28 protein-coding genes are annotated in these 22,409 nt (G+C 40.2%); 8 read left to right on the forward strand and 20 right to left on the reverse strand.

What is annotated here, in order from left to right; all coding sequences use genetic code 11:
* Positions 1-62: 62 nt before the first annotated feature.
* The 7 genes from JNO66_RS06285 to JNO66_RS06315 all read right to left on the reverse strand — a co-directional run bounded on the left by JNO66_RS06285 (position 63) and on the right by JNO66_RS06315 (position 7,321).
* Positions 63-2,264, reverse strand: coding sequence for a penicillin-binding protein (locus tag JNO66_RS06285; protein WP_203087330.1), 2,202 nt, complete (start codon positions 2,262-2,264; stop codon positions 63-65).
* 70 nt (positions 2,265-2,334) lie between these two features.
* Positions 2,335-2,700: a cell division protein FtsL gene (gene ftsL / locus JNO66_RS06290; RefSeq protein WP_203087331.1), complete on the reverse strand. Its 366-nt coding sequence runs from the start codon at positions 2,698-2,700 to the stop codon at positions 2,335-2,337.
* Between the two features lie 12 nt (positions 2,701-2,712).
* Positions 2,713-3,648: a 16S rRNA (cytosine(1402)-N(4))-methyltransferase RsmH gene (gene rsmH, locus JNO66_RS06295; protein ID WP_203087332.1), complete on the reverse strand. Its 936-nt coding sequence runs from the start codon at positions 3,646-3,648 to the stop codon at positions 2,713-2,715.
* Positions 3,649-3,676: 28 nt separating this feature from the next.
* Positions 3,677-4,108, reverse strand: coding sequence for a division/cell wall cluster transcriptional repressor MraZ (mraZ, locus tag JNO66_RS06300; protein ID WP_203087333.1), 432 nt, complete (start codon positions 4,106-4,108; stop codon positions 3,677-3,679).
* A 150-nt stretch (positions 4,109-4,258) separates the two neighbouring features.
* Positions 4,259-5,887, reverse strand: coding sequence for a bacillithiol biosynthesis cysteine-adding enzyme BshC (gene bshC, locus JNO66_RS06305; RefSeq protein ID WP_203087334.1), 1,629 nt, complete (start codon positions 5,885-5,887; stop codon positions 4,259-4,261).
* A 110-nt stretch (positions 5,888-5,997) separates the two neighbouring features.
* Positions 5,998-6,387 carry a DUF3397 domain-containing protein gene (locus JNO66_RS06310; RefSeq protein WP_203087335.1) on the reverse strand — a complete coding sequence of 130 codons (390 nt, stop codon included), beginning with the start codon at positions 6,385-6,387 and terminating at the stop codon, positions 5,998-6,000.
* A 25-nt stretch (positions 6,388-6,412) separates the two neighbouring features.
* The gene (locus JNO66_RS06315) at positions 6,413-7,321 is read right to left on the reverse strand and encodes a 2-dehydropantoate 2-reductase (protein ID WP_203087336.1); all 909 of its coding nucleotides are present in this window, start codon (positions 7,319-7,321) and stop codon (positions 6,413-6,415) included.
* Between the two features lie 170 nt (positions 7,322-7,491).
* On the opposite strand from JNO66_RS06315, the gene JNO66_RS06320 reads away from it, so the two are divergent.
* Positions 7,492-7,995, forward strand: a complete 504-nt coding sequence (locus tag JNO66_RS06320) for an N-acetyltransferase (RefSeq protein ID WP_203087337.1) — start codon at positions 7,492-7,494, stop codon at positions 7,993-7,995.
* 71 nt (positions 7,996-8,066) lie between these two features.
* Here JNO66_RS06320 and JNO66_RS06325 read toward each other — a convergent pair whose 3' ends face one another.
* The 3 genes from JNO66_RS06325 to JNO66_RS06335 form a co-directional block, all read right to left on the reverse strand.
* A complete protein-coding gene (locus tag JNO66_RS06325) occupies positions 8,067-8,636 on the reverse strand; it encodes an RsfA family transcriptional regulator (protein ID WP_203087338.1) in 570 nt (189 codons plus the stop codon).
* A gap of 181 nt (positions 8,637-8,817) precedes the next feature.
* Positions 8,818-8,988 (reverse strand): 50S ribosomal protein L32, encoded by a 171-nt coding sequence (rpmF, locus tag JNO66_RS06330; RefSeq protein ID WP_203087339.1) that lies wholly within the window; start codon positions 8,986-8,988, stop codon positions 8,818-8,820.
* A gap of 45 nt (positions 8,989-9,033) precedes the next feature.
* On the reverse strand, positions 9,034-9,549 hold the full coding sequence (locus JNO66_RS06335) for a YceD family protein (RefSeq protein WP_203087340.1): 516 nt from the start codon (positions 9,547-9,549) through the stop codon (positions 9,034-9,036).
* A 158-nt stretch (positions 9,550-9,707) separates the two neighbouring features.
* Here JNO66_RS06335 and JNO66_RS06340 point away from each other — a divergent pair, with 158 nt between their 5' ends.
* Positions 9,708-10,937 (forward strand): nucleotidyltransferase, encoded by a 1,230-nt coding sequence (locus JNO66_RS06340; protein ID WP_203087341.1) that lies wholly within the window; start codon positions 9,708-9,710, stop codon positions 10,935-10,937.
* Between the two features lie 25 nt (positions 10,938-10,962).
* Here JNO66_RS06340 and JNO66_RS06345 read toward each other — a convergent pair whose 3' ends face one another.
* Positions 10,963-12,018 carry a SepM family pheromone-processing serine protease gene (locus JNO66_RS06345; protein ID WP_203087342.1) on the reverse strand — a complete coding sequence of 352 codons (1,056 nt, stop codon included), beginning with the start codon at positions 12,016-12,018 and terminating at the stop codon, positions 10,963-10,965.
* A gap of 110 nt (positions 12,019-12,128) precedes the next feature.
* On the opposite strand from JNO66_RS06345, the gene ylbJ reads away from it, so the two are divergent.
* Entirely contained in the window at positions 12,129-13,346 is a 1,218-nt protein-coding gene (ylbJ, locus tag JNO66_RS06350) for a sporulation integral membrane protein YlbJ (protein WP_273753182.1), read from the forward strand.
* On the opposite strand, the gene coaD is transcribed toward ylbJ, so the two are convergent.
* Both coaD and rsmD read right to left on the reverse strand, forming a co-directional pair.
* The gene (gene coaD, locus JNO66_RS06355) at positions 13,333-13,809 is read right to left on the reverse strand and encodes a pantetheine-phosphate adenylyltransferase (RefSeq protein ID WP_203087343.1); all 477 of its coding nucleotides are present in this window, start codon (positions 13,807-13,809) and stop codon (positions 13,333-13,335) included. The two genes, ylbJ and coaD, sit on opposite strands and share 14 nt — an antisense overlap.
* Complete coding sequence (gene rsmD, locus JNO66_RS06360) at positions 13,806-14,381, reverse strand: 16S rRNA (guanine(966)-N(2))-methyltransferase RsmD (RefSeq protein ID WP_203087344.1); 576 nt, start codon at positions 14,379-14,381, stop codon at positions 13,806-13,808. The genes coaD and rsmD overlap by 4 nt, the downstream gene beginning before the upstream one ends.
* Positions 14,382-14,709: 328 nt before the next feature.
* Here rsmD and JNO66_RS06365 point away from each other — a divergent pair, with 328 nt between their 5' ends.
* The gene (locus JNO66_RS06365; protein WP_203087345.1) at positions 14,710-15,102 is read left to right on the forward strand and encodes a DUF7147 family protein; all 393 of its coding nucleotides are present in this window, start codon (positions 14,710-14,712) and stop codon (positions 15,100-15,102) included.
* 56 nt (positions 15,103-15,158) lie between these two features.
* Here the strand turns inward: JNO66_RS06365 and JNO66_RS06370 are convergent, their stop codons facing one another.
* Positions 15,159-16,397, reverse strand: a complete 1,239-nt coding sequence (locus tag JNO66_RS06370; RefSeq protein ID WP_203087346.1) for an MFS transporter — start codon at positions 16,395-16,397, stop codon at positions 15,159-15,161.
* A 164-nt stretch (positions 16,398-16,561) separates the two neighbouring features.
* Positions 16,562-16,840: a YlbG family protein gene (locus tag JNO66_RS06375; RefSeq protein ID WP_203087347.1), complete on the reverse strand. Its 279-nt coding sequence runs from the start codon at positions 16,838-16,840 to the stop codon at positions 16,562-16,564.
* Positions 16,841-16,953: 113 nt separating this feature from the next.
* On the opposite strand from JNO66_RS06375, the gene JNO66_RS06380 reads away from it, so the two are divergent.
* Positions 16,954-17,259, forward strand: a complete 306-nt coding sequence (locus tag JNO66_RS06380) for a hypothetical protein (protein ID WP_203087348.1) — start codon at positions 16,954-16,956, stop codon at positions 17,257-17,259.
* Positions 17,260-17,317: 58 nt separating this feature from the next.
* On the opposite strand, the gene JNO66_RS06385 is transcribed toward JNO66_RS06380, so the two are convergent.
* Positions 17,318-17,758, reverse strand: coding sequence for a YlbF/YmcA family competence regulator (locus tag JNO66_RS06385; protein WP_203087349.1), 441 nt, complete (start codon positions 17,756-17,758; stop codon positions 17,318-17,320).
* A 159-nt stretch (positions 17,759-17,917) separates the two neighbouring features.
* Between JNO66_RS06385 and JNO66_RS06390 the strand changes: the two genes are divergently transcribed.
* Complete coding sequence (locus tag JNO66_RS06390; RefSeq protein ID WP_203087350.1) at positions 17,918-18,679, forward strand: ATP-grasp domain-containing protein; 762 nt, start codon at positions 17,918-17,920, stop codon at positions 18,677-18,679.
* 20 nt (positions 18,680-18,699) lie between these two features.
* On the opposite strand, the gene JNO66_RS06395 is transcribed toward JNO66_RS06390, so the two are convergent.
* Together JNO66_RS06395 and JNO66_RS06400 are read right to left on the reverse strand one after the other, a co-directional pair.
* Complete coding sequence (locus tag JNO66_RS06395; protein ID WP_203087351.1) at positions 18,700-18,966, reverse strand: YlbE-like family protein; 267 nt, start codon at positions 18,964-18,966, stop codon at positions 18,700-18,702.
* Positions 18,967-18,983: 17 nt separating this feature from the next.
* Positions 18,984-19,430, reverse strand: a complete 447-nt coding sequence (locus JNO66_RS06400) for a YlbD family protein (RefSeq protein ID WP_203087352.1) — start codon at positions 19,428-19,430, stop codon at positions 18,984-18,986.
* A gap of 133 nt (positions 19,431-19,563) precedes the next feature.
* Between JNO66_RS06400 and JNO66_RS06405 the strand changes: the two genes are divergently transcribed.
* Positions 19,564-20,064: a PaaI family thioesterase gene (locus tag JNO66_RS06405; protein WP_203087353.1), complete on the forward strand. Its 501-nt coding sequence runs from the start codon at positions 19,564-19,566 to the stop codon at positions 20,062-20,064.
* Between the two features lie 6 nt (positions 20,065-20,070).
* Here the strand turns inward: JNO66_RS06405 and JNO66_RS06410 are convergent, their stop codons facing one another.
* Positions 20,071-21,135, reverse strand: coding sequence for a CAP domain-containing protein (locus tag JNO66_RS06410; protein WP_203087354.1), 1,065 nt, complete (start codon positions 21,133-21,135; stop codon positions 20,071-20,073).
* A gap of 222 nt (positions 21,136-21,357) precedes the next feature.
* On the opposite strand from JNO66_RS06410, the gene JNO66_RS06415 reads away from it, so the two are divergent.
* Positions 21,358-21,711: a YugN family protein gene (locus JNO66_RS06415; RefSeq protein ID WP_203087355.1), complete on the forward strand. Its 354-nt coding sequence runs from the start codon at positions 21,358-21,360 to the stop codon at positions 21,709-21,711.
* A gap of 70 nt (positions 21,712-21,781) precedes the next feature.
* On the opposite strand, the gene JNO66_RS06420 is transcribed toward JNO66_RS06415, so the two are convergent.
* Entirely contained in the window at positions 21,782-22,324 is a 543-nt protein-coding gene (locus JNO66_RS06420; protein WP_273753186.1) for a DUF420 domain-containing protein, read from the reverse strand.
* Between the last annotated feature and the right edge of the window lie 85 nt (positions 22,325-22,409).

The following is a 22,409-nucleotide window of genomic DNA, read 5'->3' on the forward strand; positions in this document are numbered from 1 at the left end:
ACAAGCCCATGCTTGTATCAGCTTATGAAAAGGAGGGAGCTAAAAGAACTTACCTGTTAAAACTATTCATTACTTTCCTCTTCGATCTCTGGTTCAAGATCGATCTGTTCTTCTTCAGTTGCGTCTTCTTCGTCAGGTATTTCCTGTTCAGTTGAAAATTCCACTTGGATCTGATCACCAGATTCAACGGGTTCACCTGGTGCTGGGGACTGATTAATCAAGAATCCATTACCCTCTTGATTCAGCTTTAAATTAAGTGCTGCAGTAACTTTAAGTACATCTCTTGCAGACCACCCTGAGAGATCAGGAAGAGTATACGGTCCTTCATCTGCTACGAGAATAACTTTTTCCCCTTCAAGTAACCCAATTTCCTCCTGAGGCTGTTGAGCAAGCACCTTTGAACCTGAACCAAGAACCGTTACCTGCATATTCTGCTCTTCTAAAATAGCTTTAGACTCTTCAATCGATGATCCTTCAAATTCGTCCATTTGATAGCCTGATTCTGTTTCTTTTTTCACTTCATCCACGGTTGGAGCAATGTTCAGATAATCTAGGCTCCGTTGCATGATCGTATTAAAAATTAACGCCACAGGCTCGCTTCCAATCTCAAATTCATCAAGCTGAGGGCGTTCAACAGCTACATAAACCATCACTTTCGGGTCATCCTCAGGTGCCATACCCATAAATGAAAAGAGGTTGTTTCCGTGGCCCTTCATGTAACCTGGTCCATCTTCATTTAAAATTTGGGCGGTTCCTGTTTTCCCAGCAATATCAAAACCTGCAATTTGATATGCATTACCCGTACCCTCTGGTTCGCTAACTACTTCTCCTAGAAGCTTACGCACTTCTTTTGCCGTCTCAGCAGAAATTGGCTGACCAACCTCTGTTGGTTCGTTTTCTTGAATGACTGTTCCTGAATCATGTTCGGTTATTTTATCAATTACATACGGCTTCATCATTTTTCCGTCGTTTGCAATTGCTGTTGCTGCTTGAACGATTTGAATAGGCGTAACAGCTGAACCTTGTCCAAATGAAGTCGTCGCAGCATCAGACCGGCCATTTTGAGCAATTAAACTATCGGTCTCGTTCGGAAGATCAATTCCTGTTTTATCAAAGAATCCAAACCTATGCCAGTAATCATATAATTTGTCTGGACCAAGCTTGTCTAAGGCCAAAATCATCATGGCAACATTTGATGAGCGAAGAAATCCCTCTCGAAATGTGATCGAGCCCCACCCACCTTGTTTATGATCACTAATTTTTGACTCTGAATCTACTTGATAGCTTCCAGATTTATATTTTTCTTCACTATCCCAGACTCCTTCTTCAATCCCCGCTGCAACGGTAAACATTTTCATCGTTGAGCCTGGTTCAAACCGGTCGGAAACAGCATAATTTGTATAGTTTTCTACTGACTCGTATTCATTCGGATTAAAGCTTGGACGGTTACTCATGGCAAGAATCTGGCCAGTTTTAGGATCAGCGACGATTGCCGTCATTTTTTTTGGTGAGTAGTCTTCTTCCACTTTCGTCATGACTTGTTCTAAAGCAAGTTGAATGTTTGAGTCGAGCGTTAAATGAATGTCATTTCCATCCTTCGCAGGCGTAATCGTATCATTTGGATTAGGCAAAGGATTTCCTTTATGATCGCTATCATATTTGATTGAGCCATTCTCAGGGCTTAAGTATTCATCTAGACTTCGTTCAAGCCCCATTCGCGCTTCTGCCATGTCTCTTTCCGTATAGCCAATCACATGAGATGCATACACCTGTTTAGGATAGTATCTCCTTGGCTGTTTCGTAAAATGAATGCCATCTAATTGCAGGTCTCTAATTTCCGTCATTTTTTCATACGAAAGATTTCTTGCTCCAGATCCTAATTCCACTTGGAACTTATCATCTTGTTCTAGCATTCGTTGTAGATCATTTGTTTCTAGACCAATCAGAGGTGCTAATTCTTTTGCTGTTTCTTCAGGATCTCTTACATGACTAAGCTGATCTGTAGCTAGAACGGCATATACACTATACGATTGCAATTGTTCAGCAACCGCGTCACCACTTCGGTCATAGATCGTCCCTCGTTTCCCTTCTATCACCTGACTTTTTTGCCACCGTTGCTCTGCTATGGCTGTAAGGTCCTGACCTTTCACTTCTTTTGCCGCTTGAATGTACGCAATTCGACCACAGAGAACTAGAAATATAACTAAAAAGCAAGCGAGCAGCATTAAAGCGCGTTTATTTGTAACAGCTCGTTTAATATCCATGTTTAGGCTCCTTCCCATCTTGTCTAGTAGAGTTTGTTCGTTCTATAAAAAAACTAGTTCATGAAATGAACTAGTTTTTGTTTACAACCTCTACGTTTTCAGCATTTAATTCAAAACCATTCTCTTTTGCGATACTGAATAAACGTTCGGGGTCACGAGCTTCCACTACTTGTAAATTCAAACCTTCATTCACTTGTGTTTGCTGAGTGATCGCCTGTTCAATTTCATGATTTTGTTTATTTAAGCTATAGATAGACACGTAATTATGTACAACAAACCCTGATAGTGCGAGCACAAGGCCGGCAATCATGAGCGCTATCAATTTTTCTCCCAGTGTAATTCTGGCTCTGGAAGTGCGAATAACCTTTTTCGTTTGTGGTGATTGTTTCGGTTGTTGATTTGGTTGATAATTCGGTTGAATTTGTCGTGCAAGCATGGTGTGTCCCCCTTATACATTCTTTTGTGCGATACGCAGTTTTGCCGATCTAGATCGATTGTTTTCATCAAGCTCTTCTTCACTTGCTACAATTGGCTTTCGTGTAATGATCTTCATTTTTGGTTCAAAACCTTCAGGGATAATTGGGAGACCCTTTGGTAGATCCGGCATTTTCGACCATTCTTTAAACATTTGCTTGCATAAGCGATCTTCTAATGAATGAAACGTAATCACACATAGTCTTCCGTCCTCATTTAGTAGATCATATGAATCCTGCAAAGCCGTTTCAAATGCACCTAATTCATCATTAACTGCAATACGGATCGCTTGAAACGTTCGTTTAGCAGGGTGACCGCCTGTTCTTCTGGCAGGGGCAGGAATCGCATCTTTAATGATTTCAACTAATTGACCTGTTGTTTCAATCGGCTCAGTCTCACGAAATGCCTCAATCTTTCTGGCTATTTGTTTGGCGAATTTTTCCTCTCCATAGCGTGAAATGATCGAAAAAAGCTTGGCGAAGGGCCACTCATTCACTACATGGTAGGCAGAAAGATCAGCTTCTTGATTCATTCTCATATCAAGTGGAGCATCTTGATGATAACTAAATCCTCTTTCAGCTTGATCAAGCTGAGGTGATGACACACCGAGGTCAAATAAAATGCCATCCACTTTCGTAACATTCCGCTCACTTAGTTCATCACGGATATGACGAAAGTTTGCTTGAATCAACGAGTAACGGCCCTCGTAGCTACTTAGTCTCTCATTTGCTGCTTTAATGGCTGTTACATCCTGGTCGAATGCGTAAAGATGTCCGCCATCAGTTAATTGCTGGACAATTCGTTCACTATGTCCTGCTCCACCTAGCGTACAATCCACATACGTACCATCTGGTTTAATATGTAATCCTTTAATTGATTCTTCTTTTAAAACGGTAAAATGATTAAACAAGGGTTCACCTTCTCTTCTTAAGCTTAGCTTAAAGATCAAAGTCTGTTAGATTCTCAGAGATCTCAGCTAAAGACTCCTCGGATTCACCCACATAGTGTTCCCACATCGATTGACTCCATACCTCTACTCGATTTGAGACGCCAATGACTACGCATTCTTTCTCAATTTGAGCATATTGACGCAGCGGAGCGGCTAAATTTACCCTGCCTTGCTTATCTAATTCACATTCTGAGGCACCAGAAAAGAAAAAGCGGGTAAATGCACGAGCATCTTTTTTGGTGAAAGGAAGCGTTTTAAGCTGTTCTTCAAGCTTGGTCCATTCTTCGTAGGGGTAAACAAACAAGCATTTATCAAGTCCACGGGTAACAACAAATGACTGACCTAATTCCTCGCGAAACTTCGCAGGAATGATCATACGGCCTTTTTCATCTACATTGTGTCGATATTCGCCCATGAACATGTTTTTCGGCCCCCCCACTAACTATCAATAACTTACCACAACCCCCCACTTTTCACCACTATCTTTTCGTAAGTTTCTCCACAAAACAAAAAAAATCCTGCCTAAGGCAGAATTTTTTTTGAGTTTTTATTGATATTGTGAGAAAAAACGTTATAAAAAGAGTAGCTTGTGCTCTCCGTTGACGGCAATTGGTTGATTAAGGATTTGTTTTAAACCACTTTGTCCCACAATGTTTAATAAAATGATGGGATGTATAATTCGCTCTTGTGGTGAGCCAAGCGGCTTAAGCCAAAAGATCGCTTCTTCAAACTGTCCGATGGCATGCTTATGCGTTTCTTCAATATGACGATGTAATCGTGATTCTAAGAACTGGATTTGATCCATAAGAAACGTTGCATTCTTCTCACTCATCGCATGTAAGGTTGGATCCATATCACGTGCTAATTCACGTAATGGAGCATGTACGTTCTGCACATTTTCTTTTACTTCTTCAACAACCTTTTCAATTGGAAACGAATGCTGTGCTTTAATCCACTCCTGTTTTAGCTGCTCACTTTCTTCTCCAAGTAGTGTTTCATACGAATAATCCACTCGTTCCACCCACTTTTGAACAGCCCTAGGAACGATCGTCATTTGTATTCGTGGAATTAAAGGTGGCATTTTCCAATCAAATAGATTAAATACGGGTTTAAGTGTTCCCCAATACGCAAGCTCACCCGGTCCAGGTATAAAGGCAAGCACTGGTAGCACCCATTCTTGCATAAGTGGCCGAGTCACCACGTTATTACTAAATCGCTCTGGTTCTGCTTCTAAAATGGATAGCAGTTCTTCTTTTGAAAACGATTGATCATCATTTCTACAAATAAAGTGTCCGTCCTCATAATCGAGGCGCACTCTTTTTTGATCAACACTCAAGAAAAGATGTGCATTCTCCTCATCAGTCACAATAGGAGCTTGATACCCTTTTTCAACAAACTCGGAAAGTCCTACTTGCTGATTCTTTTGAAGGGAATCCATCTTTTCAATTAATTCTTTGAAAAAGCCCGTTTCAAGTCGACGCAAATCCGGGTGATGAGCATCTACAAATACTAGTCCTTCTTCTTTGAAGAAATGATTCATCAATTTCATAAAAAAGTCTGTATACGTATGACACGTCGTAGCAGTCTGCTGAATCCATTCAATCAATTCACAGGTATAGTCTGTTTCAGGTAGGCTCTCAAAAACGCCTTCAAGCCACTTAAACAACTCTTCTTTAGGCAAAGCTTTCTCTGAAGCTGAGCATTGAACGTCTTCATCTACAATCGGATGCTTTCTCCACTTTCCGTCTTTTTCTTTAAATACAAAACGAATTTCCTCGAAATCATGATCCTCACCAGCAATCCAGAACACTGGGACAACAGGGATCTTTAATTCTTTTTCTTGCTGTTTTGCAGAAAGTACAACCGTTAGCGCTTTATATAAAGTGAACAATGGTCCCGTTAAAAGACCTGCCTGTTGCCCACCAACAATAACAACCGCTTCTTCCTTTTGTAGTTTTTTTATATTTTCTATAGCAGCATCTGGATACTCAAGATCACTGTGCGTTTTAAGTAGATGCGTTACTAGATCTTCTCGGTTTATCCCGCTATTCGTTCGTTTTACCAATTCATCCGCACGTTTTTTTAGCCAATCCGTTGATTTGTATGTATAATCAAACAGCTCACTTAGCTCTGTTCGTTGATTAAGATAATCACGATAAAATCCGGCAGGAGGGTTTAGATGTATTTCTTTTGTTTCCATATATGACGAATCCCTTCCTTTGTTAGTCACTTCACGATCTCGTTCTACACTCTTATGCTTAGACCTTCTTATCATAGCAAAAGTAGATGGCAATACCAAACAGAATGAACTTAAACAAATGAAAAGATACTTCGGATGAGCCCGTATCCGCTTAGCAGAATATAGATGCTCACAAATATAAGGAAGTTTAATCTCCAAATACCCTTAAGGAGCTTTGTAGCATAGAAGTCCTCCATCACATTCCAATAAATAATAGTAAATGTAATCGCCACCGAAAAAAATAAAGCGAGTACAAGCCAAACAGACGTTGGTTCCCATAGCTGTTCCATAATAAAATAGACTGCCGCCATAAACAGAACGGCAGAAAAATCACTTGCCCATTTAATTGCTTTACGCTTTTGCCTGGTCAGCTTCACGGTTGAAATATAAATTAAATACCATCCTAATGCCGGAATCGTGACAACAGTGGCAATAAAAGCCGCAAATGTACTAGTTACCATAGATACTTCACCTCTAAACAGTCTCTTATAATTGGTATGATTGTTCTCGATTTATTAACGCCTGATACAAAAAAGAAATCGTAGGAAGAGAAAGACCATTTGCTTTAGCTATACGAAGTAAATATCCTAAAATGGCATCTACCTCTGTTTGTCTCTCATGTTTTATATCGACTAACATCGATGAAGTGTTTTCTGCTGTCTGTTTGCAAACAGACAGCACTTGGGACCAATGTCTCTCTTTGTCAGGTTGAAGAGGATGAAGAAGAAAGGCTTCATCAAATACACACTTCATGAACTGTTTAAGCTCAGTAGATTCGAGCAACTCTCCGTTTTTCATACCCGTAAGAGCTGTAATTGGATTAAGACAAACATTAACTAATAGCTTCGACCAAAGAAGTTCCTCCCACACATCATGCTCATAAACAGGGAATTCACTTGATGGAAGCGTATGTAACCAGTCAGTTAAATAGTTTGTTCGCTGCTGATACATTGCCCAATTTACCTCTCCAACACCTGTGTGTTGTACGGTTGTTTGATCTAAGCGAACCGCTCCATGACTGACCGTAGCAAATGCAATCGTTGGATCTGGAAGCTTGAATGCAAGCTCAACATGAGTCATTCCGTTTTGTAAAAACAGATAGCTTTGATCTTTCTTTCTTTTACTTGTGATCTCCTTCATTATTAACTCTAAATCATACGATTTAACTGCAAAGAGACACACATCGGCCTCCTCCACTTTTGCTTGCTTCAATGTAACGCTATGTATAGGTATCGATTCTGATTGATCATTTCTTATAAGTGTTAACCCTTGTTGATTTAATTGATCTGCCTGGGCTTTTGTTCTAGTACAAAGCGTGACTTCGTTGTTTTTCTTTTTTAAATAGGCTGATACTAAAAGTCCAATAGCGCCTCCGCCAATTACATAGATTTTCAATTTAATCCCGTCCTATCCTTGCCAATAGTTGAATTGTACCATATCCTTCAAAATAAATAGATCTTTTTTAGTGGATTTAATGATGGGTATGGAATCGTTTTTAATGCGTTTTCATACTGTTTATGTTAAAATAATGAAAACGCATTCTTATATTTTTAGGAGGACTTATTATGAGCAAACCAGTTGTTGAACGTCTACTTGTTAACTATAAAACATTAGATGAATTTAAGAATTTCAGAGAGTTTGGTGCTGCAGAGCTCTCAATGAAAGATGATTTGAATGCTAACATAATAGAAAATGATAGTGAATCTCCATTTTACGGAATATACTTCGGTAAAAAGCTTGTCGCCAGAATGAGTCTTTATCGAATTGATAGCCGATTCGACCAATACTTTGATCCACCTCAGGATTACTTTGAGTTATGGAAACTAGAAGTACTTGAGCCTTATCGTAATCAAGGATATGGTCAAGCATTAGTTGAATTTGCAAAGAGCTTTGGATTACCTGTCAAAACAAATGCGAGACAGGCTTCAAGTGAGTTCTGGGACAAATCTGGTTTTACCTCTCTTACGTACGATCCAGCTCGAGATCGCGGAGAAAGTCCATATGTTTGGTTCCCTGAAGGCGTAATTGAACAGGAGCAGCAAACAGCTGCAACAACAGATCAAGACTAAACGATCTATATACACTAAAAAAGGCAAATGCTCCCAATCCGGGCATTTGCCTTTAATCATTTTCTATATGTTTACATGGTTCGTTCGATGGGGTGATCTCTTGTAAACTTTCTGGCACGATCCATGATGGTGAGTAACGCCTTGTAATCTTGAGTAATAAGGTCCTTATCTCGCGCAAGCTGCTCCAGCTTTTCTCTTAATTGTTCATTTTCCTGCCTTAACGCATCCACTTCAATTGAACTTTTTGCTTCTTGTGTTTGTTCGTACGTTTGTAAAAATGTAATAACGTCTCTTAAATTCAAATCTTGCAAGGGTTCGGAAGGCACAGCCTCCTGAATGACTTGTACATCCTCTTTAACTTGAATAACAGGTTCTGTGTCTGAGCTTGTTTTTTGTTTCTCTACTTGCGAAACTGATTTCTTTCCTTTTTGTTTTTTCGCCAATGCAACAGCTGATTCATATTTTTTTCGAATCGTTGAATTCCAACGGAACCCACACGCTGCACTTGATCTTGATAATTTTTTGCCGACTTCTTCAAAGGCAGCTAACTGAGTACTTGATTCACGAATATGTCGTAACACAACTTCGGCAAGTAACAGATCCTCATCTTCTGACCAAGCATCTTGTCGAGTGACTACCATGTTCATCTCTCCTTTTAGATCATATGCTTTCTTATGTCTATGCAAATCAAGTGTTAGATAGACTAGGAACTAGTATTCAGTTATATCCTTTTTTTCTCTAGTCTATTCACTCTACTTCGCAAGGGATTAGAACGACAAAGAAACCTCTAAGGTATGATACCTCAGAGGTTTCTTTCAAACATTATTTTGTTACTTTTTCACCTTTGTAAGAACCACATTCTTTACAAACGCGGTGGCTAAGTTTCATTTCGCCACACTCTGCACATTTCACCATGCCAGGGACAGCTAGTTTCAAGTGCGTACGACGTTTTCTTTTAGCGGTTTTAGACGTTCTTCTAAATGGTACTGCCAATATTCCCACCTCCTTAAAAAAATCAAACAATCAATCATCGACTCGTTACGACTTATCAAAAAACTTGGCTAAATCAGCCATACGCGGGTCAATTCGATCCTTTTGTGACTCTTCAGTCACAAGCTCCCAATCTTTCCCTGAAGGTGGAGCCAATGGTTCTGCACCTTCTTCAGCATAGACCTGAAATGGAATTTCTAAAAGAATTCGCTCTTCCAGTATAGGAGTTAAATCAATCTCATCATCAAGAACCAAATGAACCTCTTCCCTATCTGAGATATCAGGCATAACCGATCCCTCAGGTAGAAAATGTTCATCAAAGCTAATTGATAGTGGCCACTTCACATCTGCAAGGGTTCTTGCACATGGCAGAGTCAACTCTCCCTCAAGCTTTAAAGAAAATGTAATGAGATTTGCTGGATACGTCACTTCTCCAGTTACCCGGATGTTTGTCATATCACGAATGTCATTACTCTCTTTTAATAACTGATCAAAGCGAACCGACTCATCAATAGGAAAGGTCTTATGCTTAGCTGCTTTTAGTTCACGCAGCGTCCATTTCATGATAAACCACCTCTAAGGCACAAAAGTAATTATAGATCTGACACTAATGAATGTCAACCTTTTTTCTTTACAGTTTAATGCGTATACTAAGATTAGTTCCTTCATTAGAACTACATCCATTCTAGCATGTCAGATAACCCGAGTAAAGGAGACCGTCCATGCAAAACACAGCAAGCAAAGTAAAAGCAGTTGGAATGGTTGTAGAATACAATCCATTTCACAACGGACATCTGTATCAGCTTCAGCAAGCAAAAAAGGAGACCGGCGCTGATGTAGTTATAGTTGTTATGAGTAGCTCCTTCCTTCAACGAGGTGAACCTGCACTCCTCTCAAAGTGGTCTCGCACAAAGATGGCTTTGGCATGCGGCGTGGACCTTGTGTTAGAGCTTCCTTATGCCTATGCTACTCAAAAAGCGGAAACCTTCGCAAAAGGAGCCATCTCTATTTTAACTGCAGCTGGAGTTGACTGTCTTCACTTTGGCAGTGAATCTGGATCTATTGAAGAATTTCACGAGTTACTACATGTGATGCAGCAACATAAAGGTGAATGGGACCAATTAGTTAAAGAAAATATGAGTAAGGGTCATAGCTATCCGCGTGCCTCCTCTCTTGCTTTTAACCAGCTAGGTGCAGAGACAACTCTTTCATTAGAACAACCTAATAACATCCTGGGCTATCATTACATAAAAGCCATTAGCGACCAAAACTCATCGATCATTCCATTTACAACAAAACGAATAGCTGCAGGATATCATGATCGAACCATCACTTCGCACACGATAGCTAGTGCAACAAGTATAAGAGAAGCGATATTTTCATGTGAGGACCAAACGAGCCTTGTGCAACAAGTGATGCCCTCTGTCTCTTATGCTGAATTGATGAATTATTCACAGACTACGCACCACCTTCATAACTGGGAACAGTATTTCCCATTCTTGCAATACAGAATCTTAACTTCTTCTACTGATGAATTAGCTTTCATCTATGAATGCGTGGAGGGCTTAGAGTATCGTGTTATTGATACGATAAGCAAGGCCACATCTTTCCAAGAGTGGATGAATCTACTTAAAACAAAACGGTACACATGGACTAGATTACAGCGCCTAGCCACTCACATTCTGACTCATACAACAAAAGCTGAGCTAGACTATGTTCACAATTCTCCTCTGCCTTATATACGGCCACTGGGAATGAATGATCGCGGACAAGCTTATTTACGAACACTTAAAAAGAAATCAGCTGTACCCTTGTTGAGTCGATTTGCTTCATCCACTGATTTACTTGCCACGCTTGAACTCAGAGCCTCGAGAACTTATCTCGCACCACTTCCTCAAGAAATAAGGCAAAAGCGAATGGACGAAGAATTTAAAGCCCCCATACGACTCTAGTATCCTAGACGTATGGGGGTATTCGTTATGCTTCTTTATTGTCTGGGAGTTCTTCTAAGAAACGTAGTGCATCCTCTATCGTTTGTACAGGAATTACTTGCATATCCGTTCCTATATCTTCTGCCGCGTGTTTCGCTTCTTCATAATTTGTTCCATTTTGTCCGTTTGCATCAGGTGCAAAGAAATATTTAGCCCCCGCCTTATCTGCTGCAACCACCTTTTGGGATGCCCCACCAATTGGTCCAACTATGCCCTCATCATTTATTGTGCCGGTACCTGCAATGCGGTATCCGTGTGTAATGTCCTCATCTACAAGTTGATTATAAATCTCCAGTGAATACATGAGTCCGGCAGATGGTCCTCCGATATCTGTTTCATTAATCGTAACACCCGGCGAGAACGTGACATCTCGATCAGTTACAGGGGATAGAATACCTAGTCCCACTCGCCCTTCCTCTACTTCGTACTCTTCTGGAAAAGGCTCAAAAGCTAGTTCAACTGATCGTGGTTCCTCGTCCCTTGAGACAGTCAATGTTACAACATCATCCTTTGAATACCCTTCTAAAAGCTCTAGCAGCTCCTCCGCCGTATGAGTTGGTGTACCATTTACTTCCGTAATTAAATCACCCGTTTTCAGTTCTTTTGACGCTGGCATACCTTCGATGAGATTGGTGACAAGCACACCACGATATTCATACGTTACCTCTGCACCAGCTTGTTCGTACGCTGCAATCTTTGCATTCTCCTGAGAGTTCGACATTAACAGCCTCTGGCGTTCATGATAATCTGAATCAGTTTCATCCGTCCCTCTTACTTGTTCTTCAGGAAGGATATGTCTGTATGAGCTGAGTAGGGACCATACGTAGTACAAAGGCGTAGCTCTTGCCATCTCCACCGTTGTCAGCATAAACGCTCCTTCTTCGACTCCATTTGTTCCTTCTACAGTAATCATATCGTTCAGCTCTTGAGCAATTCCAGGCTGAGAATAGTAATAAGGAAGTTTAATTACATTCAGTAATAAAACAAGAGCTAATACAATCAGATATCGTTTTCTAATTAAAGGTTTTCTCGGTTCGTTCATTTGGATCTCCTCCTTGCAGGACGTCATTGCTCAGTGATTCATTGGTCTATTTCAATCGTTCTTACGTATAGTAAAGAATACGTAAGAGACAAGCTTGAGGGGGAGTAGATGTGCCGGTTTTAAAGACATGGTTATTTAGCGGGACAGCAATCTTAATGGCATTTGCCTTGATCATGTTCCCCAAAGAAGCACTCGAAGCATCACTAAGTGGTATGGGAATGTGGTGGGACGTTGTCTTTCCTTCCTTGTTACCTTTTTTTATCCTGTCTGAACTACTTATTGGTTTTGGAGTGGTTGCCTTTTTAGGAACCATCCTTGAACCGTTTATGCGCCCTATCTTTAGAGTACCTGGAGCCGGAAGCTTTGTTTGGGCCATGGGGCTTGCTTCAGGAAATCCAGCAGGAGCCAAACTCGCAGCTAGGCTTCGTCAACAGAAAAAAGTTACACGTGTTGAAGGAGAACGACTAGCCGCCTTTACCAATTCCTCAAATCCACTTTTTCTCTTTGGTGCGATTGCTGTTGGTTTTTTTCATAATCCTGCTCTCGGCTTACTACTTGCAGCCGCTCATTATTTAGGAAACATCCTCGTTGGCTTATCAATGAGATATTATGGACGAAAGGAAGAAAGAAATGAGCGTTCCGTTGAAACACGAAGTCGTTTCTCTTTAAAAGAAGCCTTCTCCCGTATGCACATGGAGCGAATCCAAGATGGTCGACCGATTGGACAACTTCTAGGAGACGCCGTTCAATCCTCAGTTCGGACTCTATTACTTGTTGGTGGTTTTATTATCTTATTTTCGGTCGTCAATAAAATGCTTTCAATCAGCGGCTTTACTGACATATTCGCTCAAGGCGTTTCTTGGTTGTTTTCTCTTTTTCAACTTTCTTCTCAATTAAGCATGCCTTTTATATCCGGTTTATTTGAAATTACCTCCGGCGCTCACTTACTCTCAACCGCAGATGCACAGCTCTTAGAAAAAGTAGTGGTTGCCAGCTTCTTTATTGCGTTTGGTGGTTTTTCGATCCAAGCTCAAGTAGCAAGTATTCTCTCAGAAACAGATTTACGCTTTAGACCATTCTTTATAGGACGTGTTCTGCATGGTTGCTTTAGTGCCTTTCTTATTCTGTTACTATGGAATCCACTTTATGTAAATCGAACGTCACATGAAACGTTTTTTCCTAGCTCAAACCAGATGGAACCACACATTGACTTACTCGTCACTGGTTGGAATCAATGGTTGCAGCTTTCACCTTTTATCACTTTTTTTGGACTGGTACTCTATATTGCCATAAAAGCCCGTAAGCAATTGGTTCTTAACTATAAGTAGCAATCAGTGCTTTCTCAACCGCTTCGGGAACGAGCTTCGTTAGCGGCTGTTTATACTTTGCCGCTTCCTTCACAATCGTTGAACTGATAAATGCAAGCTCAGCACTCGTCGCCAAGAAATAGGTTTCCACTTCCGGAGCAAATTGACGATTAATCGAGGCAACCTGCATTTCATAGTCGAAGTCACTAGATCCGCGTAACCCACGAATCATGGCACGACTACCTTGTTGTTTAACGTATTGTACTGTTAATCCTTCATATGAATCAACCGTGACATGAGGGAGATGGCTTATAGACTCTTTTATTAACTGTAACCGCTCTTCTACATTGAACAGCGTCTGTTTTTTTGAATTATGAACCAGTAACACTCGAACCTCTCCAAAGGCATGAGAAGCCCTCTCAATAATATCAATATGCCCTCGTGTAATTGGATCAAACGAGCCTGGGAAAACAGCTAACGTCATAACGTTCCACCTTCACTTTCTGAACGATTCGCCCAGATTGTAATCGTTGTATCACCATATTGTTCGATTCTTTGCACGATTAAACGACCACTTTGTGATGGGAGTTTAACAGAACTCGCATGCTCCACTACGATCACACCAGTTGATGTTAATAAGCTGTGCTCATCGATGATTTCAAGTTGCCGAGTGAGAGTTTGTTTTGCATAGGGAGGATCCAAAAAAATCGTATCAAACGATAATTCTCTTTTTATAATGGCTTTTAAGGCTCGATCGGCTTCCGTTCGATAGACTTCTGCCATACCTTCTAACTTTGTAAATGTTAGATTATCATGAATGGTCTGAATGGCTTTCTTATCTTGATCGACAAAGATTACAGAATTTAGCCCTCTGCTTAAGCCTTCAATTCCTAGTCCCCCGCTTCCTGCATATAGATCAAGTCCATTTCCTCCATCAAAATAAGGACCAATCATATTAAAAATAGACTCTTTTACTTTATCAGTTGTAGGTCTTGTCCCTTTTCCTGGCACAGCCTTTAATGGTAGCCCTTTTTTATTTCCAGAAATTATGCGCATCTAAGTCACCTAGCCTTTATTGTTCGTGTGAAGCCTTTTATTTATTCTATTATATCATGAAAATGATTTGTGTTATTCCATGTATAGTTTAGTTATAGTTAGCCCATACTACCAGGTAACAGCATGTTTTCATGTTGTGACAACCACGGAGAAGACTTACTTTCCCCATAAGCTCTCTCCGGTTTCTCCTCTCCCATAGCCTGTCTCATATTAAATTGAGTATAGGCAACCGCAGTCACTTTGACTGCGGCTTTTTTTATCTCGACTAACGCGTGTATTCGTGCTATATTGTCACGTGATTAAGAGATGGTAGAGGAGTGTGCTAACAATGATCCAGCGTTTTATTGAACTTGGAGAAGGATACGGGGATTTTTACGAATTACTTGAATTGGCCACAACCAATAAAGAACGTGTGGCTGCATTCGTTCAATTTGAAACAACATTAAACAATCAAAAGCGAGCTTCACTTGCAGTCATCCTACATCCAGCTACAAAAGCGGGATTTATGCCCATTTATTACTGCCGTGAAGGAATTAGTATAAAAGAAAATATTGAAAGTAAGCGCGTTCGAGAATTTAGAGAGCTTGCTGAGTCATTGCAAAAACGAGTTCGCCAATTGGAAGTAAGACCTTCAAAGGATTTTGCGGAAAAAGAGTTGTACGAGCAATACTTAATTGGCGTGTTCAGAGTGAATCATTGCTTGCCACCATTAAATTGGTAGGTAGATTAATGTTAGCAACTAAAAAGACGGATTCCGCATAGGGACTCCGTCTTTCTTTACGTTGTTGATTGTTTTAAACTGCGTTTTTGATCGCGTTGAAAGGTTTGTTCAGCAGGCTCCATAATTTTGAACTTCACTAATACAACTGCGCAAATTAAAATGATTGATGTTGTTAATAGCAGACCTCTGACTCCGTAAAGACTAACTAACCAACCCCCAATGATTGGACCTACCATCGAACCTAAATACATGGCACTATTTGAAAATCCATACGTGCGACTCTCCATTCCTTTTGGTGCATGCATACGAATTAATGTGTTAGCAGCAGGAAGAAGTCCCCCAAGACAAAGACCGACAAAAAATCGGAGAATGATTAGCTGCCAGATATGTGTCACAAATACTTGAGGGATTGTGAACAATGCGACTCCCATTAAACAATACACAAGTGTCCGGTGTGCACCTTTTCGGTCACTCATTCTTCCAAGCCATGCGGCAGTCGTAAAGTTTGCAAACCCGGTGACTGACACGACAATACCAGCATACAGAGATACATTCGCTGCTGGTGTTAGCTCTTCAACATATAAAGATAAAAGTGGATTAACACCCATGATGGCTAGTTGAATCATTAGAATCACTACGTAAATAGATAAGACTGGTCGATTTGAGGTAATCTTTTTAAATTCATTGATCGTACTCGTTTTTGTTTTTTCTTCATTTACTGGAGGTGAAAAGTTTTCTTTGACAAATATAGAAACAACAATGGCCGCTATAAGAATAAACGCACCTGTAATAAAGAAAACCATTCGATAACCAAATGCTTGTGACATTACACCACCAAACAACGGTCCACCAATCGCACCTGCTACTGTTCCTGATTGCAGAATACCGAGTGCATAGCCCGTATGCTTTTTAGGCGTATTGGTACTAACTAGTCCAATGGCAGCTGGGATAAAACCCGATATGACGCCATTTAATAATCGTAAAAATAACAAACTGATCGGACCGGCCGCAAGACCTGTCAAACTAATGACAATAGCCATTCCAAAACCAGAGCGTAAAATCATTAATTTACGTCCTCTACGGTCCGCAAGCCTTCCCCAAAAAGGTGAGAACATAAAGGCTGTTAAAAAATTGGCACCAAAAATCACGCCTGCCCACAAGCTAATTTCCTTAGGATCTGTAAGTCCTAATTCCCTCAGATATAAAGGTAGAAAGGGCATAATCATTGACATGGCGCTCATCACTAAAAAAGTGCACCCAGCTAGGATCCACACATTTCTTTTCCATGATTCCATCCCGATCACTTCCTCGTAGATCTATTATATATTTCGCCGGACGAAACAATCAAGTGATCTACTCACGTATTCTCCCCTGTTACTCTTATTTAAGTCTTTCGTTCAAACGCAGCCTCTGTTTTTCGTAGATTTCCACAAAAAAACCAAGTGGAACACCACTTGGTTTAGATACCCATTTTATAATCATACTCTTTTGCTTTATCAGGTTTTGCATTTTGGTAATCGGTTTTTATAAATGGTCTCATTGACGGCTTCACTTCACGTACAAAATGAAAACTACGAAGCTTTTCCATTGTTTCTTCAATTTGATCCTGGTTACAATAGAAAACAACGTATTTCATTTTTTTGGAGACGTAATGAACATTTCCAAATCGTCTTAGCTGCCTAGCAAATTTTAGGGAGGTTAACCATACAACAATCCCTTGACGTTGTCCATTCATCATCATCTTACTCTCCTTACTAGTTATGTCATACGTATCTTATCACGAGCATTTTCTCGTTTACAACGAACAACCTTGCGAACTTTATTTATGTATAAATGAAGGGAGTGACATGCTTGTTTACCATGTACTATTCCAGTTTAATTCAAGAGTTATTACCGCTTCAAGTAGAAAAACGGTTTATTAGTGGATTTTGCTTTCTTTACATCCAGTCAGAGTTACCAGCTGATCAGCTAGAGCGCCTTATTAACACATTCGCAGCACATATTTGCCACAATAAAAAAATTACGTATGAATGTTCACCGGTTCGCTCCATTACGGGAGGCCATATTTTTCGAATGCGCTTTTTGCCACCAAGCGGAAAAATGTTCTGCTGTGGAAATGAATGTACAGATTGCGTGAGAGAGATCCGAAAAAAATAATGGCGAACCATACGTTACGACGTACCATTCGCCATTAGCTAGTTACACCAAACACTTATTATCCGCAGCTACAACCGCCGCCAGATCCACAGCCTCCGCTGCAAGACATACTGTCGAAAAACGGATTCCCACTTGGAACCTTTATTGTTGTTGAAACAGCATGAGCGACAATTCCACTTATCTCATTTAATAAGCCTTCTAATTCCTTTTCTGCTTGTTTAAACGCAATAACGCGTTCATGTTTATCCATACTACGCTTGGCTTGTCGAATCTCTTTGGATACACGGTCGTAATCTGGATGATACTTACCAAAGCGCTGTACTTCATCATTCAGTTCCTTCAGATCATTAAATGCCTTAATTAATAACTGAGCTTCAGGATCTGCATGAAGCTGACTTCTAGCTTCTATATATTCTGCAACGGGTTCAGATTGTAAAATGACTTCACTTAACGCATCTGTTTCCGTTAATAGCTCCATTTCATTTATGGTAGCGAGCATCATAGCACCCCCTACGAAGAAGTATAGCACGTCTTTAACAGTGTTCATACCTATATAAGAACATTTACCCAAACCTTCGTTCATGCCATTGACAACGCGCGCATGCAGAACTATAATTCATTGAATTTAGTTGAGCATAGAAAGGCGTTGGATCTATAAATGAATGTAATTTCGTTTAATCCATTTCGAACAATTGGTATTCAAAATCAGCATTATATTAAGCCCGAGAATATGTTTTTGGAGAAGCAACGGATTGAAGAAGCAGACCTTTGTCTCTTCCCTGAAAACTGGCAGGTAAATTCACTTGTATACGGACTGAAAAAGCGAATCTTCCCTAGTATACAGTCGATTCAATTAGGGTTTAATAAGATTGAAATGACTCGAGCACTGTGGAGCGTTGTCCCAGAGCATGTTCCAAAAACGATGATTCTTGGTCGTAACAGGGATACGTTTCAAAAGGTACTTGATGAGTTTCCGTTCCCATTTGTTGCAAAGGAGATCCGAAGCTCAATGGGACGCGGCGTGTTTTTAATTGAAAATGAACAACAGTTTCGTGAGTATAGCGATCAAAACCCTACTTATTATATTCAGGAATTTCTCCCAATCGAACGTGACTTGCGCGTATGTATTGTTGGTGAAAAGGCGATTGCTTACTACTGGCGTGAAAACAAGGATACCTTCAAAAACAATGTAGCTCAAGGTGGACGTATTTATTTTGACGATATCCCACCAGAAGCTGTAGAGGTGGCCGTACGCACGGCTCGGACACTTGGCATTGACCATGCTGGGTTTGATTTAATTGTTGTTGATAACCACTACTACATCCTTGAATTTAACACATTATTCGGGAACCAAGGCTTCCAGGAGTTAAATGTCTCCGTGGAAGAAGAAATTGCCAACTATCTGGGACTGAAACGATAACCATCACAAACAGGAAACCGTCACGAGTTGAAGGTTTCCTGCGTTTGTGCAACTGTATCCTGACCCATTTTCAGCATCTCCATCATCATCATAGCGAGACCAAGGTTTGATTGCATCTTCTCCACACGCTGAGGAAATGTTCGACCGTAAAACCGATTCGCTTCTTTTTCAAGTGCCTGAACGGCCGATGGATCCCGCGATAAGGTGCGATACCATTGTGGGTGCTGACGAACAAATAAGCGAAATTCCTGATTCTCGTTAAACATGCGAATAATCTCAGGTCTCATCCAAGCCCTCCCTCATCTTAATCCCGCCTGAAAGAAAACGGTTGATCCGAACTTGATCGCTGCTCTTGACCTTCCGTACGTTGAAAGCCTTGTATAAGGGTCTGAACGTTTCCGAGCACTGAACTAAACTGTGCCAGATGATTTTGCAGGTCCTGGACATTCATTTTCTTAACCATACCCATGATTTGCCCCATAAACTCAGAAGCCGTGCTAGGATCTGTTTGTTGACTTGATTCATTTGCTTGTTGCTGTGTTTTTGTTTCATCATGTATAGGTTCCTCATACGACTCAGGTGATTTATAAGGCTGCCACTGACTATGGTCAGACCCTAATATACTCCATTCTTCGTAAAAGGATTGAAGTGACTTTTGACCAAGCCGAACATCGTTCATAATCATCGGATGCTCCCGAACAAACGCTTTAAAATCTTTTACACTAGGATGTAGTTCATGTGAGGACTCCATGTCTACCTCACCACCTTTTCATTTATAGTACTATTCTAGAAGAATGCCTAGTCCAAGGTTCATCTTTTTTTAAAACAACTGTGTTTTTTTGTTACAATAAACAAGGTTATTATTTTCTCAGGAGGTTTTTAGTATGGAACACCTTACAAATCAATCGATACAGACTCAATTTGAACAGTATCTACAATCAGCATCTGATCAAGATAAAGAAATCCTTTCGTCAATCCTGACAAATTTACAACAAAAAAAGGACACCAGCGGGTCCTATTTGTCAGCTCTTATTAAGATGGAAACGAAATCATTTGCGAATAAACAGCTTGAGATCACCATTCCCATTAATCCAATCATACATAATTCACTTGATATTGTGCATGGAGGTATTACGGCTACACTTGCCGATTCAACAATGGGCACATTGGTTCACCGGTTATTACCTGAGCACCAGACAGCCGTTACAACAAACTTATCTGTTCAATACATACGCCCCGGAAAAGGATCACATTTATCATGTACGGCTTCTGTTACGCATCAAGGCAAACAATTGTGTGTAACAGAAGCACGTGTTGTAGATGACCGCGGAAAACTCGTAGCAACCGCAAACGGTACGTTTATGGTCATCGCAAAATCAAAGTAAGGTAACTTATTCAGCTGGGGTCAAAAAATTCTGAGTGAAACTTCTCTGATAGACCCCAACCCCGAGTTCTGTAAATCCTTCGTGTAGAAGATTCACTCGATGTCCTTCACTATTCAGCCAACCTTCAACAGCTGCAGCACCATCAACATAATTAAGTGCAATGTTTTCCCCTGCTGTCTTAAATGGAACTTCCCCTGCAATAAATCGTGCATCAAGCTTTCCGTAAGTTGGTGAAATGTGATCAAAATAGTCATTTTCAATCATATCAAGACTATGTTTATAAGCGATGTTTCGTACATCTTCATTCCATGTGAAGGATTCAAGTCCATGTTTATTTCGAATTCGGTTTGTTAAATCAAAAATTTGTTTCTCTTCCCCTGCTTCAACCACTTTCCATTCATCCTTTGTTAGCTCTATGGTTTCAGGTAACGTTCCACGGTACGTCATGTCATAAGGCTTCTGTCTAAGAAGAATATCGGTCGTTAACAATCTGACTGTAGAAAGCTCCCCGGTATGTATGTCAAAATACAATTGTAACCAATCTTCACCATAAGGAATTAAAGGTCTAGCCTGAATGTCTGCTTCTGTTAAGATAAACTTAAAGGTACCATCTTCTGATTGAACTTCAATTGTTGATTCAAAGTCTGATTCTGCTGACAGACGTTCATACGTGAGTGGACCATTAAATGGTTCATCCGCTAGTTCGTCTCCCATATAATAACAAGTTACTACTTGGTCATCCTCAACCCCTGCTTGAAGATAGGACGTGTTATCAATCGGATAAATCCACCAATCATAACCATACGACGAAGGGTCTTTTCTCTCTGGTTCACCGTATGTTTCTTTCAGCTCATCTGTAGACATGTCTATGATGTTCTCTAGTACAACTCCAGATTGACTTGTCCGACTACCCAAGATTTCATCTGAGGGTACTTGCTTCTCATGAAGCTGTTCCTGTTTAAAAGGTGATGCCGCGTACCAACGCTGAACCTCATCTCTCTCTGTTACCTTTACTAGCATTAATGCGAGTATCAGTACCAAGGCGGCTAACAACCCTAGCCGTTTACGCAATCTCATCACTCCTTTGTCATAACCCTAACAAAAAAGTTCGTAGTTCTTCTCTACTTCCCTTTATCTACTTATGTAAACTATTGTCTTTAAACGTAGAATAGGAGTTTTATACGCCTTTGTTCTGTTTGGTTAAAAGAAAAACAATTCATTTATTGCAAGCTGATGCATTTCATACTATCATAATTATAGAAAACATGCAGGACTAAAAGGGGTGTAATAATTATGAAATTTGATGAAACCGGTTTCGAAGGACAAGAAGTAAAGTTTGAACATATCCAGCACGCTGCAAATGCATGTGGCTTTGTACATGGAGAACAGTGGGATTATGAACGCGCAATGTTTGATTATAAGATTGTAAATCAAGGCGATACATACTATGTAAGAGTACCGATCTATTCAATCAAAGGCGATATCCCTAGAAAAGACACCATCTGTCGGTTAATGTCACCGCTCTTAGGCAAACATTATTATCCACATGGAGTGGAATATGCAGGTGAAACCTTCCCTGACTCTGTAGTGACAAAAGCCAAATCAAAACTGGATCTACTAAAACATACGCTTGAACAAGAGGTTTAGTTTCACTTTTTTTATTATTCATATTAAAAAGCACGACCCTACTTTGGGGTCGTGCTTTTTGGGTTGCTCCTTAATAGTAAGGAGCAATCATTAGATAAACTAAAACGCCTGTAAAGCTTACATACAACCATAAAGGCATCGTCCAGCGAGCAATCTTTTTATGACGCTCGTTTTCCATATTCCAGGCTCTTGTCACTGTAGTAAGCGCTAGCGGTACAATCACAGCTGCGAGTACAATGTGAGTAATTAAAATAAAGTAATAAAAGTAACGTAGAAATCCTTCCCCACCGTAAGCCGTAGATGTAGATAAAAAGTGGTGAGCGACGTACGTGATTAAAAAGAACGTTGTTGTTGTAAACGCAGCATAGATAAACCGTTTATGCCATGTTACTTTCCGTTTAATAATTGAGATTAAAGCAGCAAGCAAAAATAAAAACGTAAAACTGTTAAAGATCGCATTAAACATTGGTAATAGCTTTACATCAAATGCATCAAAGTTTTCGTAACCAGGCATACCTGAGAGCACAGCAACTAATCCATTTACAATAATCGTTACAATAATAATAAGTGGTTTATAATTTCTTTTCTTATGAGTTGATACCGTTTCTGACACCTTGACCTCTCCTTTTCAAATAGAACCTGTCCAATCTAATTAGAAGTATACACTGTTACAGTTCCCTGAAACAAACGAAGGCGTC

This window comes from Alkalicoccobacillus gibsonii, from assembly GCF_016798245.1.
GTDB classification, from domain to species: Bacteria; Bacillota; Bacilli; order Bacillales; family Bacillaceae_D; genus Alkalicoccobacillus; species Alkalicoccobacillus gibsonii.